This is a genomic window from Pseudomonas migulae, assembly GCF_024169315.1.
Classification (GTDB): domain Bacteria; phylum Pseudomonadota; class Gammaproteobacteria; order Pseudomonadales; family Pseudomonadaceae; genus Aquipseudomonas; species Aquipseudomonas migulae_B.
The window spans coordinates 6,438,632-6,457,061 of the sequence record NZ_JALJWR010000001.1; the positions used below are offsets into that span (position 1 = coordinate 6,438,632).

The following is an 18,430-nucleotide window of genomic DNA, read 5'->3' on the forward strand; positions in this document are numbered from 1 at the left end:
TCATTGTTCCTTGAAGGAGCTGTCTACACGCTCGAGCATTGGTTTGAGCAGATAGCTCATCATGTTGCGCTCGCCAGTCTTGATGGTGACGCTGGCGGGCATGCCGGGACGAATATGATTGCTGCCAAGAAGGCTCATGCCATCGGGCGTGACTTCCACCTGCGCCAGATAGAACGGTTGCTTGCTTTCCTCGTCCATCAGGCGGTCGGCGGAGACGGTCTTCACGCGGCCGGGTATGTTGGGCGTCCGGGCATGGTTGAAGGCCGGGAAGGCAATGTCCACGGCCAGGCCGGGGACCATCTTGTCGATGGCCTGCACGGGAATCATCGCGTCGACCTGCAGCGGTTCGTTGTCCGGAACGATTTCCATGATCTTGAAGCCGGGCTGGATGATCCCGCCGACGGTAGCAATGCTCAGGGACTGGACCATGCCATCGATCGGCGATCGAATTACCGTGTGGGTCACTTCATAGTCCAGCGCACGCAGGCGGTCGGCGAGGGTGGTGTTTTCCTTGGCGGTGTCGGTGAGCTGCGATTCGACTTCCTTCAAATAATCGTGCTGGCGCTGCAGGATGCGCAGCTTGATTTCGGTGGTCTGGCTACGCACGCGAGCGATGTTGTTGAGGTTCTCCGCCTGGCCGGCGGCGAGGTCGGCATTGCTGCGTTCCAGCTCAAGCAGGCGGTTGCGCGGCACATAGCCTTCGGCCGCCAGCACGCGGGTACCTTTGAGTTCCTGGTTGAGGAAGCCGATCTGCGAGGCGCGGGCGCCATAGACTTGCTGCAGGCCCTTGAGCTGGACCGCCGACGCCGCGAGGTTTTCCTGCAGGATGCTGATTTCGCCCGCGAGGCCGGCACGCCGGGTGTCCAGCAGGCGTTGTTGCAGATCCATGGCGGCCACCAGGCGGTAGTCATTGCCGAAGCGCTTGAGCAATTCGGGATCGAAGTTCACCACATCGCGGTCGTCACGTTCCGCTTCCAGGCGGTTTTCCACCGTCTTGCTGACGATGTACTGGGCGCTGACCGCACCCTGTTCGGCAAGGGCACGCAGCGAGTCGAGGCGGACCACCTCCTGGCCTTTTTTCACAGAATCGCCTTCGCGAACGAGAATGGCCTCCACGGTGCCGCCGCTCAGATGCTGCACGGCTTTGCGATTGCTGGTGACTTTTACCGTGCCTGTCGCTACCACGCCGGCATCCAGCGGCGCCAGCCAGGACCAGAGGAGGAAGCCGCCGAAGCCAGCGAGCACCAGCCACATGCCTCTGCGCAGGGGTTTGTTGACGTCCAGATCCACCGCGTGCCTGGGGTCGGTGAGAATCATGTCGGTGTGTTGGTTCATCTGCATGATCGGTCACTCCCGTGCTTTGACGGAGGCCAGCGGAGTTGAAGCGCCTGCAGGCATCACACTGGCCTTGCGCAGCGCTGCGAATACTTCGTCGCGAGTGCCGAGCATCTGCACGCCGCCGTCTCGCAGCATCAGCACCTTGTCGACGGCGCAGAGCACATTGGGACGGTGGGAAATCAGAATGACGGTGGCGCCGCGGTTTTTGAGTTGGGCCAGCGCATCGACCAAGGCCTTTTCACCGACGTCGTCGAGGTTGGCGTTCGGCTCATCCAGCACAATCAGATTGGGGTCTCCATACAGTGCGCGGGCCAGGGCGATGCGTTGCTTCTGGCCACCGGAAAGCGGGCTGCCATCGGTGCCCAGACGGGTCTCGTAACCCTGCGGGAAACGCAGGATCATCTCGTGCACTCCCGTCGTCCTGGCGGCGCGGATGACGGCGTCGCTGTCCACTTCGCCAAAGCGCGCAATGTTGTCGGCGATGGTGCCCTCGAACAGTTCCACGTCCTGTGGCAGGTAACCGAGCCAGGGGCCGAGTTCGCCCTTGTTCCAGGTGAAGATGTCCGCGCCGTCCAGGCGCACCTTGCCGGCCTGTGCCGGCCAGACGCCGACCATCAGGCGGGCGAGGGTGGATTTGCCCGAGGCGGACGGACCGATGATGCCAAGGCTTTCGCCGGGGGAAAGGTTGAAGCTCACCCCGCGCAGAATCGTGTTGCTGGTGCCGGGGGCGCCGGCATACACATTCTCTACCGCCAGCATGCCCAGAGGCCGTTGCAGCGACATGCTCGGTGGTCGGCGCGGATAGTCGTTGAGCATTTCGTTCAGCCGGCCCCAGGCCGAGCGGCAGCCAAGCAGTTGCTTCCACGACGCGATGACCTGTTCCACCGGACCCAATGCGCGGCCGGTGAGGATCGAGCAAGCAATCATCATCCCGGGGGTGATCTTGCCTTCGATCGCCAGCAGCGCGCCGGCGCCGAGGATCAGCGACTGCAACGTGATACGCACGAAGCGCCCGGTGCTGCTGATCAGGGCGGCACGGTCGGAAGCCAGGGTCTGCATTTCCAGAATGCGCAAATGGCTTTGGTACCAGCGCTTGCCGATTGACGGCAGCATGCCCATGGCCTCGATGACCTCGGCGTTGCGCAGGTTGTTGTTGGCGTAGCTGGCGGAGGAGAGGGCGGCCTGATTGGCTTCGGCCAGCGGTTTTTGCGTCGCCTTCTCGGTGAGGTAGGCCAGGCCCATCAGAATCAGTGAGCCGATCAGCGTGATCAACCCGAGCAGCGGGTGGATCAGATAGGCGACCAGCAGGTAGATCGGGGTCCATGGCGCATCGAAGAAAGCGAACAGGCCATTGCCGGTAAGAAATTGACGCACCTGCGCGAGGTCCTGAAGGGCCTGGGCCGGATTACCACCGGCGCGGCTCAGGTTGCGCTCGAATGCCGCGGTGAAAATGCGTCGATTGAGGTCCATGTCCAGGCAGTTGCCGACCCGGATCATCACACGGGTGCGGAACATTTCCAGCGTGGCCATCAGCAGGAACAGGCCTATCACCAGAAACGTCAGCATCGTCAACGTTGTGACGTTTCGACTGACCAGGGCGCGATCATAAACCTGCAGCATATAAACAGCTGGCGTCAACATCATGACGTTGATCACGCCGCTGAAACCTGCCAGGGAGTAAAAACTGCGACGAAGGCGAAAGAGTGCATCGGTCAGTTCGGATCGAGTACTCGATTGTCTGTACATTTGGCTGACCCCTCTCGAAAAGCCGTTAGCCCTTGCGGCGCAACAGCTAACGCGTGTAATTCGCAGGTAGCCGTCGATAGACCGGGGTTCGCTCTAGGGCGAATCTCCTGTCAATTTCTGCGTTGCTCCCATAGCCAGCAGCGTAGGTGGCGATGAAACAATCTGAAATAACATTTCGCTCTAATGGTGCGTCGAACTTTCTATAAGTCTAATAAAAACAGTCGGTTGTGGGGTCAATGGCCGATCGTCTGGTTTGTGCGTCGTAAAATTGACAATTATTTGCTATGCACCTTAAGTCTTACTCATTGACGGCAACGTCCGCCTGAAACCTGTCAACTCTTTGGCAGCGCGAGGCGCAGAGATTTTCCCGCGGGAGCACACCATGTCGATCATTTCGTTCTTCGGCAGAGGGAAGGGGTTGTTCAGGGAGTTCGCCTTGACTGCATGGTTCCATGGCCCGCCCAGGGCTCGGGTTCGCTCTGCCTGATCGCACAGCGAGCCATTCTTTTGTGAATTTCAGGCGCGCATCCCGGGGGCCGTTTAACGGCTTTGACTTCCCGCGTCAGCGCTCGCCAATAAAAAGAACCAACACACTGCGCAAGCCAGCACCTGACTGGGCGTGGGCGGATTCCTATCGTCCCGCGTCCTTCCCCAAAGAGATCGAGGGCAAGCAAAATGGCCAATTTCAACAAGTCCGACCTGGAGTTCATTCTCAAGCAGATTTTTATCGCAGAAGCGCATGCCGACGGCGCCAGCCTCAGTGATTTGCTACCCAACAGTCAGGTGCCATTCGGCCTGCGTACCGTCGATGGCAGCTACAACAACCTGGTCGCCGGGCAAAGTGAATTCGGCGCTGCGGACAATGCCTTCCCGCGCCTGCTGGATCCCTCGTTTCTGGCGTCATACACCGGGACAGGGACGGTGATCGACCCGCAGCCACGGATTATCAGTAACCTGATCGTTGATCAGACCGCCAACAACCCGGCCGCGGTTGCGGCGAACGGCGGTGCCGACCCGGTCATCAGCCCAGGTCCCGACGGTGTCTTCGGCACGGATGACGACACGCAAGTGTTCTTCATTCCCAACCAGTCGGCGGACGCCGGCCTGACCGCCGGCTTCAACTCGTGGATGACCTTCTTTGGCCAGTTCTTCGATCACGGCCTCGACCTGCTCAGCAAGAGCACTACCGACTTTGTGTTTATTCCGTTGCAGCCGGACGATCCGTTGTTCGTGCCGGGCAGTCCGACCAACTTCATGGTGCTGCCACGGGCAGTGCGTACAGCCGGCGCGGACGGAATTGTCGGCACTGCCGATGATGGCCAGCCCAACACCACCTCACCGTTCGTGGACCAGAGCCAGACTTACAGCTCGCACCCCTCGCATCAGGTGTTTCTCCGCGAGTACGTCCTCAACGCGGCAGGTGACCCTGTTGCAACGGGGCGCCTGATTACCAACCGCGATCTGGGCGTCGATGGCAAGTTCGGCACTGCCGATGATGGCGGCGCGGAAAATGGCGGCATGGCGACCTGGGCAGTGGTCAAGGCCCAGGCCCGTGACATTCTTGGCATCGACCTGACCGACGCCGATGTGCACAACGTGCCGCTGCTGGCCACCGATGCGTACGGCAACTTCATCCGGGGCCCGAACGGTATGCCGCAGGTGGTGATACGCATCAGTAACGGCGATGACGGTATTGCCGGCACGGCTGATGACGTCACGCAACTGGTCGAAGGCAACCGGGATGCTCCGATCAGTCTGGCCAGCGCCGTGAGCACCGGGCATGGCTTCCTCGACGACATCGCCCACAATGCCGCGCCGGTCGTTATCGGCGGGGCTCTGCAGGCGGATACTGACACCGATATCGGCAATACCCAGCCAGTGGGCGCGGGCGGCAACAACCTGACCTACGACAACGAACTGCTCGACGCTCACTACATTGCCGGCGATGGCCGGGCGAACGAAAACATCGGCCTGACCGCCGTGCACCATGTGTTCCATTCCGAGCACAATCGCCTGGTCCAGCAATCCAAGGAAACCATCCTTGCCTCTGGCGATCTGGCGTTCCTCAATGAGTGGCTGGCGGACGATGTGGCCGCGATACCGACTGCACCCGCCGAAATCGCAGCATTGGTGTGGGACGGCGAACGGCTGTTCCAGGCCGCCAAGTTCGGCACCGAGATGCAGTATCAGCACCTGGTGTTCGAGGAGTTCGCGCGGACTGTTCAGCCGCAGGTCGACGCATTCCTTGCCCCTAACGGCTATGACACCTCGATCAACCCGGCCATCCTCGCCGAGTTCGCCCACGTGGTGTATCGCTTCGGTCACTCGATGTTGACCGAGACGGTCGATCGCTTCGACCCCGAGTTCAATCCGCTCCTCACGGACCCGAACAACCCTGACTCGCAGCTCGGTCTGATCGCGGCCTTCCTCAACCCGCTGGCCTTCGCCGGCAGCGGCGCTACTGCGGACGAAGCGGCAGGGGCGATCATTCGCGGTGTGACCCGCCAGCTCGGCAACGAGATCGACGAGTTCGTTACCGAAGCGTTGCGCAACAACCTGCTCGGTCTGCCCCTCGATTTGCCAGCCCTGAACCTGGCGCGTGGCCGCGACACTGGCATCCCCACGTTGAATGAAGCGCGCCGCGAGTTTTACCAATCAACCGGTGACAGCCAACTCAAGCCGTACATCAGTTGGGCTGACTGGGCGGATAGCCTCAAACACCCCGAGTCGTTGGTCAACTTCATCGCGGCTTATGGTACGCATGACACGATTACGTCGGCGACCACGCTGGCAGGCAAACGCGATGCTGCTCTTGCGCTGGTATTCGGTGGTACCGGTGCGCCGGCTGACCGCCTGGACTTCCTCAATAGCAGCGGTGACTGGGCAAACGTCACGACGGCCGGCAGGGATGGGGTGATGGGCACCGCAGACGACCTGACGGGTGTAACCATCAGCGGTGTCGACGACATCGACTTCTGGGTCGGTGGCCTCGCCGAAGAGAAGATGCCATTCGGCGGGATGCTTGGCTCGTCTTTCAACTTCGTGTTTGAGACCCAGATGGAGGCCTTGCAGGACGGCGACCGCTTCTACTACCTGTCGCGTACGGCGGGCCTGAACTTCGGCACGGAGCTTGAGAACAACTCCTTCGCCAAGCTGATCATGCTCAACACCGATGTCACCCACCTGTCGAACACCGTGTTCCAGACGCCGACGTTCACCCTCGAGGTGAATCAGGCCAATCAGTACACTGGCCTGGGCGTGGGCGGTCGCGACGATCCAACGGGCGGCCTCATGATCAACGGTGTGGAAATCGTGTCACTGGTGATTCGCGACAATCCCGACACCGTGGGTCCGGACGGCAATTATCTGCATTACACCGGTGAAGATCATGTCGTCCTCGGCGGCACCGCCGGCAATGACATTATCCTCTCCGGTGAGGGCGATGACACCGTTTACGGTGACGGCGGCAACGATCGCCTCGAAGGGGGCGCCGGGAACGATGCGGTCCTTGGCGGCGCGGGCGATGACATCATCACCGACTCGTTCGGTGACAACCGTCTGGAAGGCAATGCCGGTAACGACGTGATCGTCGCCGGTAGCATGCTGGTTGGAGGCAACCTGATCCTGGGGGGCGATGGCCAGGACTTCATCATCACTACTGAAGACATCAGCACCACCTTCGGCGGCCAGGGTGACGATTTCATCCTCGGCGCCAAGACCAACCTGCCAGCTACCGGCAACGAAGGCGATGACTGGATCGAGAAGGGCACCCAGGACGGCGCGCCTGGCGATAACGCCTCACCGTTGCTCAATGACGATGTGATCGGCAACGACATCTTCATCGGTGGTGGTGGCTTCGACGAAATGATCGGCGAGGGTGGCGATGACATCTTTGTCGGCAGCGATGCTCAGGACAATATGGACGGCATGTCCGGTTTCGACTGGGTAACCCACAAAAATGACAGGATCGGCGTGACCGTTGACCTGACCATGGCCGCGCTGGCGCAGCCACACGGCAACGCGCCAAACCAGAACAACGGGCCGTTCAATCCGGTCGGCGCGTCGCCGGCCTCGATCCTCGACCGTTTTGCCGAGGTCGAAGGCTTGTCCGGTTCGCAATTCGGCGATGTGCTCAAGGGCGATAATGTTGATGCGGACACAATCATCAATCACGGTGGCACCACGGGCAGTGCGCTGACCAATGTGGCGTTGATCCGCGGACTGGAGCAGTTTCTGGCCGATGCCGGTTTGCCCACCACCGGCTTTGCCACGGGCAACATCATCCTGGGTGGCAATGGCAGTGACCTGATCGAGGGGCGCGGCGGTGATGATCTGATCGATGGCGACAAATGGCTCAACGTCAGGATTGCGGTGTATGACGCCGGCGACGTCAACCATACCGGCCCTGAAATCGCCACCTTCGACAGCATGGTCGATATGATCCCGTTCATGCTCGACGGCACCTATAACCCGGGTCAGCTCAAGGCCGTGCGGGAAATCCTGCCCGGCACCTCGACGGGTGGGGCGGCTTTTGACACCGCGATTTTCTCCGGGCTCCAGTCCGAGTATGTGGTGACGCGTGACACCCGTGGCACGACCGATGTGACGGACGATGTCTGGACCGTGACCGATACCGAAGTGGGTCGTGACGGTACCGATACCTTGCTGCATATCGAACGACTGCAGTTCTCCGATGCCCAGCAAGTGCTGGTGACGGGGAATGCACAACCGACGGGCAGGCCGACCGTCACGGATGGAAACGGCGGCGCAATCACTGTGGGCGACACGCTGACGGTGAGCGTGGCCGGGGTGCGCGATGCGAACAACATCGCGGTGGGTAATCTGCAAGGTTTTATCAATAACGCCTCGGTGTCCTACTATTGGCAGTTCGAAGCCGACCCCGGCACCGGCGTGTTCGAAGACATCATCCTGCTGCCTGCCGGTGACCTGGCATTCCAGAGCGCCGACGGCACCACCTTCAAGGTCTCCCCGGATCTGGCCGGGCTGGCACTGCGGGTCAAGGCGATCTACCAGGATGGTCACGGCACGACTGAAGTGCTCTACTCGCAGCCGACTGCCGTGGTGGAACCCGGCGTGCCGGTTGTGCCGACGGCGCAGACACCGATAGTCGATGCCACCGAGGGCGGCGAGGGCCTGCACATGGTCCGCACCGACCTCAACTTCATCCTTGATCAGATCAAGATTGCCGAAGCTGACGCGGCCGGTCAGGACATTCTCTCGCTGATCCCGAATATCCGCGCGCCGTTGGGCCTGCGTGCGGTCGATGGCTCAAACAACAACCTGATGAACCTCAATGGCATCAACAACACCGAGTTTGGTGCCGCCGATAACGTCTTCCCGCGCGTGTCCGATCCGGTCTTCAATCCGGCGGAAGGTGCGCCTGCGGGGTTCTTTGGCCCCGGTTCGCCGGCCACCCCGGGATCGTCTTATCAGCAGACCAGCGGCAACGTGTTTGACTCGCAGCCGCGCACCATCAGTAATCTGATCGTCGACCAGACGTCGAACAACCCGGCGGCTTATGCCACGGCTTACGACGCGGGCGCGGACGGTGTGCTCAACTATGGCGTAGTGGGTAGCGGTAACGACGACGTGCTCAAGGATGGCGTACGGATAGTTGCCAGCCCCGGCATGGATGGTCAGTTCGGTACTGCCGACGACCACGATGTGTATCTGTTCGAGAACACCGCGCCCGATGCGGGGTTGTCCGCGCCGTTCAACTCCTGGATGACTTTCTTCGGACAGTTCTTCGATCACGGTCTGGACCTGGTGACCAAAGGCGGTTCAGGCACCATCTACATCCCGCTGCAACCGGATGATCCGCTGTATGTGCCTGGCGGTCACTCCAACTTCATGGTGCTCACCCGCGCGACCAACCTGCCAGGAGCGGATGGCGTTCTCGGCACGGCCGACGATATCCATGAACACACCAACACCACCTCGCCGTTCGTGGACCAGAACCAGACCTACAGCTCGCACCCCTCGCACCAGGTGTTCCTGCGCAGTTATCTGCTGACCGACGATGGCCCCATCGCGACGGGCAGGCTGATCACTAACCGTGACCTGGGGGCGGACGGCAAGTTTGGTACCGGAGACGACAGCGAAATCGGTGGCATGGCGACCTGGAAAGTGGTCAAGGCGCAAGCCAACGACATTCTGGGGATCCACCTGACCGATGCCGACGTCGATAACGCGCCGCTGTTGGCGACCGATGCCTATGGCAATTTCATCAAGGGGCCGAACGGCTTCCCGATGGTCGTGATGAAGGGCGCCGACGGTCTTGGCGGCACGGCGGATGACGTGCTTGTCGAAGGCAATCCGCTTTCCCCCATCAGCCTGACCAATGCTGTGCGCACCGGTCACCAGTTCCTCGCCGACATTGCCCACAATGCAGCGCCGGTGTTCAGTGGTGGTGTGCTCGTACCTGACGCGGATTCCGATGTTGGCAACGCCGTGCCGTTCAATCCGCAGACCGGGGCCAACCTGGCCTACGACAACGAGTTGCTGGATGCGCACTACATCGCTGGCGACGGCCGGGTCAACGAGAACATTGGCCTGACCGCGGTGCATGCGATCTTCCACTCCGAGCACAATCGGCTGGTCGCGCAAACCAAAGACACCGTGCTCGATTCGGGTGACGTGGCTTTCCTGAACGAGTGGCTGCTCACTCCAGTGAGCGCGTTGCCAGCCAACCAGGCGGAGATCGATGCGCTGGTGTGGAATGGCGAGCGCCTGTTCCAGGCTGCCAAGTTCGGCACCGAGATGCAGTATCAGCATCTGGTGTTCGAGGAGTTTGCCCGGACCATCCAGCCTAACGTCGACCTGTTCTTCGCACCGACCCAGGTCTATGACGTTGACCTCGATGCCTCGATCGTCGCCGAGTTCGCCCACACCGTGTACCGGTTTGGCCACTCGATGCTGACCGAGACCGTCGATCGCTTCGACGTCGATTTCAACGTGGTCGGCGATCCGAACAGTGCTGATCCTGATCAGCAACTCGGCCTGATCGCGGCGTTCCTCAACCCGTTGGCGTATGCCGCCAGTGGCGTGACACCCGAGGATGCAACCAGTGCGATCGTGCGGGGGATCACTCGGCAAGCCGGTAACGAAATCGACGAGTTCGTCACCGAGGCGCTGCGCAACAACCTGCTCGGCCTGCCGCTCGACCTGCCGGCGATCAACATCGCCCGTGGCCGCGACGTGGGGATTCCCTCACTCAACGCGATCCGCCGCGACATCTACAGCCAGACCGGCGATACCCAACTCAAGCCTTACACCAGCTGGGTCGACCTGGTGCAGCACCTGAAACATCCGGAGTCGTTGATCAACTTCATCGCGGCCTATGGCACCCATGAGTCGATCACGGCGGCGACCACCCTGGAAGACAAACGCGCTGCAGCCATGGCCCTGGTATTTGGTGGGACAGGGGCGCCGGCTGATCGCCTGGACTTCCTTAACGGCACCGGTGACTGGACCAACGTCACGCGTGCCGGCAAGGATGGAGTGCTGGGAACTGCCGACGATCTGAAGGGTGTGACGATCACGGGGGTCGATGCCATTGACCTGTGGATTGGCGGCCTGGCGGAAGCGAAAACGCCGTTCGGCGGCATGCTCGGCTCAACCTTCAACTTCGTGTTCGAGAACCAGCTGGAAAAACTGCAGGACGGCGACCGCTTCTACTACCTGGAACGTACCGCCGGCCTGTCGATGAATGCCGAGCTGGAAAGCAACTCGTTCGCCAAGCTGATCATGGCCAACACCTCGGCAACGCACTTGCCGGGCCTGGTGTTCTCGGACCCAGGGTTCTATCTGGAAAGGGACCAGACCAAGCAGTACAACGATGGCCTGGGCAGCGCCGATCCGCTTGGCGAGAACGGCGAGCAGGTGGTGTTCCGCGACAACCCGCTGACCGCCGGGCCGGACACGAACTACATCCGGTACACAGGTGATCAGCACATCGTGCTGGGCGGTACCAACGGCGCAGACATCCTCATTGCGAGTGAAGGTGATGACACGGTCTGGGGCGACGGTGGCAACGATCGCATCGAAGGCGGTGACGGCAACGACCAACTGCGCGGTGGCGCCGGCGACGACATCATCACCGACAAGGGCGGCGACGATAACATCCAGGGTGGCGACGGCAACGACGTGCTGCACGGTGGCAACGGCGTCAACCTGATCATCGGCGGGTTCGGCAATGACTTCATCGTGACCGGGGAGGATGCGTCCGAAGCCATTGGTGGCCAGGGCAACGACTTCATCCTGGGCAGCAAGGCCAACGAACAGGACATGGGTAACGAAGGCAACGACTGGATCGAAAAGGGCACTTCGGACGGTGCACCTGGCGACAACTTCGACCCGCTCGGCAACGACCCTGTCATCGGCCACGATGTGTTCATCGGCGGTAACGAGAACGATAAGTTCAACGGCGAAGGCGGCGACGACATCATGGTCGGCAGTCTCGGCCTGGGCGACCGTTATATCGGCGGCTCCGGCTTTGACTGGGCAACCTTCAAGGGCCTCGCCCAGGGCGTGAGCATCGATTTCACGGACCGCTTTTTCGATGTTCCGCCGGTACCGGGTTCGGGGGCTTCGGCGCTGGTGCGCTTCGACATCATGGAAGGTCTGTCGGGTTCGTCCCACGGTGACTTCCTGCGCGGTGACAACGAAGATGCCACGTCACTGCCCGGTGCGGGTGCAACCGGCAGTGTGCTGACCAACATTGACCTGATCGACGGCCTGGCGGATCTACTGCCCGACGGCGCGACGTTCTTCGATGGCGGCAACATCATCCTTGGCGGTAGCGGCAGCGACCTGATCGAAGGTCGCGGTGGTGACGACATCATCGACGGTGACAAGTGGCTGAACGTACGCATCAGCGTACGGGCGAACGCTGATGGCACTGGCGCGGAAATCGCCACGTTCGACAGCATGGAGCCACTGGTGCCGTTCATGCTGAACGGTACTTACAACCCGGGCCAGTTGGTCATTGTGCGGGAGATCCTGACCGGCAATGACAGCTTCGACACGGCGCTGTTCTCCGGTACGTTGGGGGAATACGGCATCGAAATCGATGGCGACACGGTCATTGTGACCGACTCGGTGGCAGGTCGTGATGGCGTCGATCGCCTGACGGGCATCGAGCGTCTGCAGTTCGCTGACGTGGCGGTATCGTCCGGAGTGGGCACCGCGCAAAACAACGACCCATCGGGTCACCTGGCCATCCTCGATGCGGCCACCGGCGAGCGTGAAGAGACGCCTGTCGCCGGCCAGTTGCTGCGCGTCAGTGGTTCGGCAGTACATGACGCGGACAACCAGAGCGCGGCCAATCCGACCGGTGCGGTGACCGGCGGGATGGCTTACTACTGGCAGGTCGAAACCATTCCCGGTACGGGGGTCTATGACGACATCACCTTAATCGCCGCTGGCGAGGCAATGCGGGCGACTGGCCCCACCTTCCTGGTGGGGCCCGATGAGGCGGGTCTGAACATCCGCGTCCGGGCGGTGTACCAGGATGCCAAGGGCACGCTGGAGATCGTCGAGTCGTCCGGGAACAGTACACCGACCGAAGGTGCGACCGTTACCGGGCTTGCCGTGCAGAACCAGGTGTTGACCGCTGACCCGTCGAGCATCATCGACGCCGATGGCCTGAGCAGCAATCCGCAGTTCACCTACCAGTGGCAGGCGAACGACGGGCTTGGCTTCGTCAACATCGCCGGCGCTACCGGCAGCACGTTCGCACTTGGTCAGGCTCAGGTCGACAAGGAAGTGCGCGTGGTGATCGGTTACGTGGATAACTTCGGTGTGGCCGAAAGCGTTTCGTCCAACATCCTGGGGCCGGTGGAAAACGTCAACGACGCACCGACAGGCGCGTTGCTGATCAGCGATACGACACCGGATCAAGGGCAGGTACTGACGGCGCTGACCGGCGGGATTGTCGATGCGGACGGGCTGGGTACTTTCAGCTACCAATGGCAGCAAGGTGTCGGTACTTCCTTCACCGACATCAACGGCGCGACGGCCGCGACCTTCACCCCTGGTGCGGCGCAGGGCAACCTGCAATTGCGGGTGATCGTGCGCTACACCGATGGCTTCGGCACCCTGGAGTCATTGACCTCGGCGGCGACCGCGGCGGTTGCGGTACTGAGTGGCGTGGTGCTGCAGGGTAACGCACAGGCGAACACCCTCACCGGTGGCGGCGGTAACGATGTGCTGCTTGGCCTGGGTGGTGCCGATACGCTGAATGGCCTGGCCGGTCTCGACCAGTTGTTTGGTGGCACAGGCAACGACATCCTCAACGGCGGAGACGACAACGACGTCCTCAATGGCGAGGACGGCAACGACACCCTTAACGGCGGGCTCGGCGCGGATGCCATGAACGGCGGGGCCGGCAACGACACGTTCGTGGTCGACAACGTCGGTGACCTTGTCACCGAGGCGCTGGGCGGCGGTACCGATCTGGTGCAAACCAGCCTCACGAGCTACCAGCTCGGTGCCAACGTCGAGAACCTGACCTACACCGGCGCCGGTAACTTCACCGGTAACGGCAACGCACTGGCCAACACCCTCACCGGCGGGGTGGGTAACGACCTCCTCGATGGTGGTGCGGGTGTTGACCGGATGGTGGGGGGCGCCGGCAACGATACCTACATTGTCGATGCAGCCGCAGACGTGGTGGTCGAGGTGGCAGGTGGCGGTACGGACACCGTGCAGACTTCGCTGGCCGGCTACACGCTGGGCGGTAATGTCGAGAACCTGACCTACACCGGCGTCGGCAACTTCGCCGGCAACGGCAACGGGCTGAACAACGTCATCACCGTCGGGGTGGGGAATGACACCCTCAATGGTGGCGGCGGCAACGACATCCTCACCGGCAACGGCGGCAACGACACACTGAATGGCGACGCCGGTAACGACCAACTGTTCGGTGGCATTGGTACAGATACCCTCAATGGCGGCAATGGCGATGATAGCCTCGACGGCGGTGACGGGGCGGATGCACTGAATGGCGGGGCAGGCAACGACACGCTGCTCGGCGGGCTGGGTAATGACAGCCTGGATGGCGGTACCGGCAGCGATCTGCTCCAGGGCGGCGATGGCAACGACACGTTGCTCGGTGGTGACGCTAACGACACCTTGCTCGGTGGCATCGGTAATGACTTCATCGATGGCGGTAACGGCAACGATACGGTCACGGGCGGTGCCGGCGACGACATGATGGTTGCCAGCAGTGGCAACGATATCTTCATGTTCGCAGCGGGCTTCGGGGCCGATCAGATCATCGGCTTCGATGCCATCGCGGGAGGAGGCCAGGACCGGCTCGATATCTCCGCGTTCAACATCACGGCTGCGACCTTTGCCGGCAACGTCACCATCGCCGATGTCGGTGCGGATACCCTGGTCAGCTTCGCTGGAGCTGACTCCATCCGCCTGGTCGGTGTAGCCGATGCAACAACCGTCACGGCGACAGACTTCATTCTCGCCACTTGAGGTCCTGATCAGTACTGTCAAAAAAAGCGTGGAAACAGGGGAGGGCAGGAATGCCCTCCCTTTCTTTTTATTTAAAAAAAGAGCCGGGCTGTAAGTTCGGATGACAAGGCGTGAAACAACCGTGCAAGTCGGTATGTCGGGGCGCGGGAAGGGGAATGGAAAAGGGGGAACTCAGTCTTGAAGACTTCGGCTACCTGAGTCATGAGCAGCCTGTTTGTTTCGCTCGCGCCACTGCTTCCGGGGTTATTCCGGTCTTCGACCTGGACTTCATCCTGTGCGCAACAGAAACAACGCTTAATTACTGAAGAAGATGAAAAGACTCCAGGCTACCCCTAGCCAAAAGATAAGAAGCATAAGTAGCAATGTGAGGACTAGCGGCTGAGTTCGCATGAAGGTCACTCCTCGGAAGGGCTGGCAATGCGCGGCTGAACTGCGGCGCAGGTGTTTTAGCAAGGCAGCGGTCGCATCCATCGGGAGTGCCCCGGGAAAGCTGTTTTGCCCGCTTTCAAGTAATACGCTATTGAATGCACAGCATTCTCTATGCCAAAAAGTTCAACAGCCTATAACGCCTCGCTGGCGGTGCAATATGATTTCCTGGCGAATGAAAGTTGACACGGGATGCGGGTAATACAGCCCGTTAATGGGGATTTTTTCTGATCGTGGGGGAGATATCGCAGGCGCTTTAAGTTGGTATGGTTCTGGAAAGATGCTCTTGATCCAGTACTTACCCCGATACGCTCGGTACCTCAAGCCCGACCTTCACACGGTCCAGCGCCACGATGGTCTTGGTGGTTTGGATAGCATTGCATTGAGGGGCGCGCGGATGAGTCAGGCAGCGTGCCAAAACAAGCACGGGGATATCGAGTGGTTACGTCTACGGGCGATCTGACGATACGTCAGATCTCAGCGCTTCCTCCGGAGATCCAGGTACTGGAAGCGGAGGGAGTTGCAGAAGGTTTCAGGTTTCTCACGCGTCTGGTTGCCGATTGGAAAAGCGGGACCAATCGATTCGATCAACCAGGCGAATGTCTTTTTGGAGCCTTCCGCGACGGGCAACTGATTGCCATCGGTGGTCTTTCATATGATCCCCATGCCGGGCCGGACATCGGCAGGCTACGAAGGGTATACGTCGCGCGTGCATCAAGGGGGCAGAATGTGGGGAAAACCCTGGTGCAGCATCTTTTGGAACAGGCGGCTCAACGATTCCGTGTCGTGCGTCTGTCTACGGATACACCAGAGGGAGCCGCATTTTATCTTCGCTGCGGTTTCCAGCCGATACACGATGATTTTGCTACTCATGCGAAGTCAGTTTTTGCCGGTGATTTCCTGTCGAAATGACTTGGGATAATCGGAGACTGGAATGGAACACCTCGACTAAAAGGACGCGACATTTATGGATATCCCGTTTTCTCAAATCAACGAGCGTTTGAACAATCGCCGATTTACGGTAGCTGATAACACCCACGGATTATCCGGTGCAGGCACCGTATTTCATTACCACGTCGAGGAAAATGCCATTTCGGGCACTTACCAGGGGGGCCGGATTCGCATCGGTCAGCAAGTCGGGCGCGTGACGGGCCCCGATACCATTGAGCTTCTATTTCAATGCCTGACGACGGAGGGTGAGATGCTTGCCGGTTGGTCTCGTGGCACGGTAGGCGTTGATCACGCAGGGCGTACCACTCTGACCTTCGTATGGGGCTGGTTGTCGGGCGCGACTGGAGGTGGGGAGTCGAGCTACGTCGAGCTTGTCCCGTAGCGGTTCAGGATCTTTTCGGAGAGAAGGGACAGATTTATTGCTGAATAATAATCCGTCCCTTTTTGTTTTATGAGCACTGAAACGAGCGTGAACGTGCTCAGGCAAACGCAGCCTCGATAAATGCCTCCAGCGCCTCGGCTTCGAGGATCTCGATAGAGAAGTGCCCGAAGCGCTTGGGCAGCCAGATGATGCGTGCCCCGGACGGGGATTGCAGGTTCGCGCGGGCCAAAGGTTTTCCGTTTTCATCTTCTGGCTGAACACCGGAGGCTATCAATTCGTCATAGGCCTTTTCGATGTCCGGCGTCGAGTAGCAGTGGCGGTAAATCATTCCTTCGCCCGAAGAGTCCAACAGCTCTCTCAGGTTCCCCGCCAACGGCTGTACCAACATGAAACGCTCTTGACCGATCAACGCGATCGCGTAGCGCACGTGCAGGCCACCTCGCTCCCAGACGAGCGTCTTCGAGATTCTGGCGTTCAGTATCTGCGCATAGTAATCACAGGCTTCTTCGAGATTCTCGACCAGCACATCGACGTGACTGAACTTCAACTCCATTGCATGCCTCCTTCCTGACCGGCGTCCATGGTAACTAACGCACTCTCGGAATTCGATGGCATCACCGTTTCAAAAACAGACTAAGCACTGGCATCGGCTTCATGCTCGTCGGCGAAGGCCATGAGCACTTCCAGATCGAGTACATCCAGCTTGATCCGGGAAATAAACGCAGAGAAAGCCAGGTTGGCGGCGAGCAGGCGCAGGTCGGAGGCCCAGGCCGGGACATGTGTCGGTCCCTGGAGCCAGCCGGACTCGAAGAGCGGGGCCAGGCGAACGGTATCGCCCAGGCTGAGGCGCCCGGCGAACAGATGGCCCACCAGTTCCGGCCGATTGTCGCGGATCGCGATGCGCAGCAGGGTATGCACGCCGAGCAAACCGGTCAGGTAGGCGGCATCCTTGGTGAACGCCGAACCGCCACGCAGGTCCGCACCACGAAAAATTCGCTGGGTCGAGCGGAAGGATTCCTCTTGCGACTGACCGGCCGCGAGAAAACCTTCGAACACCTGAATGAAATCGGCGCCATCCAGCGCCTGTTGGACCGCGAGCACGCGCAAGGCGAGGCGGCGCAGGCGGTTGATGTCCATGCTGCCGGTGAACAGTTCGGCCAGGGTGGCGATGCCTTCCTGAGTCTGAGTCGTGCGGGGCGCGCCCAGGCCCAGACTTTTCAGATTGGGCTGGAGTGCGCCGTTTTGCGCGGTGGCGACATGCACGAAGGCTTCGTGCTGCAACAGCTGGTTTTTATCGAGTTCCGAGAACAGCGCGCTGGCACGCAGGCGAATGCGACTGGCCCCGGCGATAGCCTTGGCGGCCAGGGTCGGATCGAGCACCACCGTGATCCGGCCGTCGCCGAAGAAACGGTCGAGTTCCGGCTGCATCCAGGCAGCGAAGGCCTCGGCCGGGATCTCCGCCGGGCTCGGTGGAATGCGGGCGCCGCCCAGAAGCGCATCGGTGGTCGCGAGGAAAAATCGGGCCGCGTCCAGCATGCTCAGATTCTGGCTGGGGTAAAAGAAGTCCGGGCGCCGGTAAAGCGCTGACGAATACCGAGTGAAGTCCGCTGTGCCAATGGCGCCCAGCATGCGCCCGGCCGTGGCATAGCTGCGGGCGGTCATGGCGAGATGGTTCCCGGCCGGATGGCCCTCATCGCAGCGGTCGGAATAGGCTTCCAGGGCGGCAATGTCGGCGCTGTGGTCGCGCGGGCGCAGTTCGACCCGGGGCAGTTCGGCATGCCCGGCGCGCCAACGGGTGAGAAATGCTTCCTCGACCCCATCCGGCCAGGCCAGGGCATCCAGTACGCGGATCTTGCGGGTCAGGCCGGGTAGGGCGGCATCGAGTTCGGACAAAGGTGCGCTGATCACAGCACTCTCCTTGGACGGCAAGGTTCAACCCAAAAGCTTAGTCGTCGCCAATGCATTGCGCTGTAAGCGGTCTAGTCTGAACTAAGCTTTTCTCTGCGAACCCTGATCGAGCGCACACGTCACCGCACGCGACGCGCCGGCTCTTGCCGTCCGGGTGTCTACCCATCAGCG

8 protein-coding genes are annotated in these 18,430 nt (G+C 60.8%); 4 read left to right on the forward strand and 4 right to left on the reverse strand.

Annotated elements, in window-relative coordinates; genetic code table 11:
- Window positions 1-1,341, reverse strand: a complete 1,341-nt coding sequence (locus J2Y86_RS29725) for an HlyD family type I secretion periplasmic adaptor subunit (protein ID WP_253439809.1) — start codon at window positions 1,339-1,341, stop codon at window positions 1-3.
- A gap of 6 nt (window positions 1,342-1,347) precedes the next feature.
- Window positions 1,348-3,084: a type I secretion system permease/ATPase gene (locus J2Y86_RS29730; protein WP_253439810.1), complete on the reverse strand. Its 1,737-nt coding sequence runs from the start codon at window positions 3,082-3,084 to the stop codon at window positions 1,348-1,350.
- Between the two features lie 675 nt (window positions 3,085-3,759).
- On the opposite strand from J2Y86_RS29730, the gene J2Y86_RS29735 reads away from it, so the two are divergent.
- The 4 genes from J2Y86_RS29735 (at window position 3,760) to J2Y86_RS29750 (ending at window position 16,351) form a co-directional block, all read left to right on the forward strand.
- Complete coding sequence (locus J2Y86_RS29735; protein ID WP_253439813.1) at window positions 3,760-14,592, forward strand: peroxidase family protein; 10,833 nt, start codon at window positions 3,760-3,762, stop codon at window positions 14,590-14,592.
- Between the two features lie 155 nt (window positions 14,593-14,747).
- Window positions 14,748-14,897 carry a hypothetical protein gene (locus J2Y86_RS29740; protein WP_253439816.1) on the forward strand — a complete coding sequence of 50 codons (150 nt, stop codon included), beginning with the start codon at window positions 14,748-14,750 and terminating at the stop codon, window positions 14,895-14,897.
- Between the two features lie 559 nt (window positions 14,898-15,456).
- Complete coding sequence (locus J2Y86_RS29745) at window positions 15,457-15,930, forward strand: GNAT family N-acetyltransferase (protein WP_253440504.1); 474 nt, start codon at window positions 15,457-15,459, stop codon at window positions 15,928-15,930.
- A gap of 55 nt (window positions 15,931-15,985) precedes the next feature.
- The gene (locus J2Y86_RS29750) at window positions 15,986-16,351 is read left to right on the forward strand and encodes a hypothetical protein (RefSeq protein WP_253439819.1); all 366 of its coding nucleotides are present in this window, start codon (window positions 15,986-15,988) and stop codon (window positions 16,349-16,351) included.
- 97 nt (window positions 16,352-16,448) lie between these two features.
- On the opposite strand, the gene J2Y86_RS29755 is transcribed toward J2Y86_RS29750, so the two are convergent.
- Together J2Y86_RS29755 and J2Y86_RS29760 are read right to left on the reverse strand one after the other, a co-directional pair.
- The gene (locus J2Y86_RS29755) at window positions 16,449-16,904 is read right to left on the reverse strand and encodes a VOC family protein (protein ID WP_253439822.1); all 456 of its coding nucleotides are present in this window, start codon (window positions 16,902-16,904) and stop codon (window positions 16,449-16,451) included.
- Between the two features lie 80 nt (window positions 16,905-16,984).
- Window positions 16,985-18,259 carry a flavohemoglobin expression-modulating QEGLA motif protein gene (locus tag J2Y86_RS29760; RefSeq protein WP_253439826.1) on the reverse strand — a complete coding sequence of 425 codons (1,275 nt, stop codon included), beginning with the start codon at window positions 18,257-18,259 and terminating at the stop codon, window positions 16,985-16,987.
- Between the last annotated feature and the right edge of the window lie 171 nt (window positions 18,260-18,430).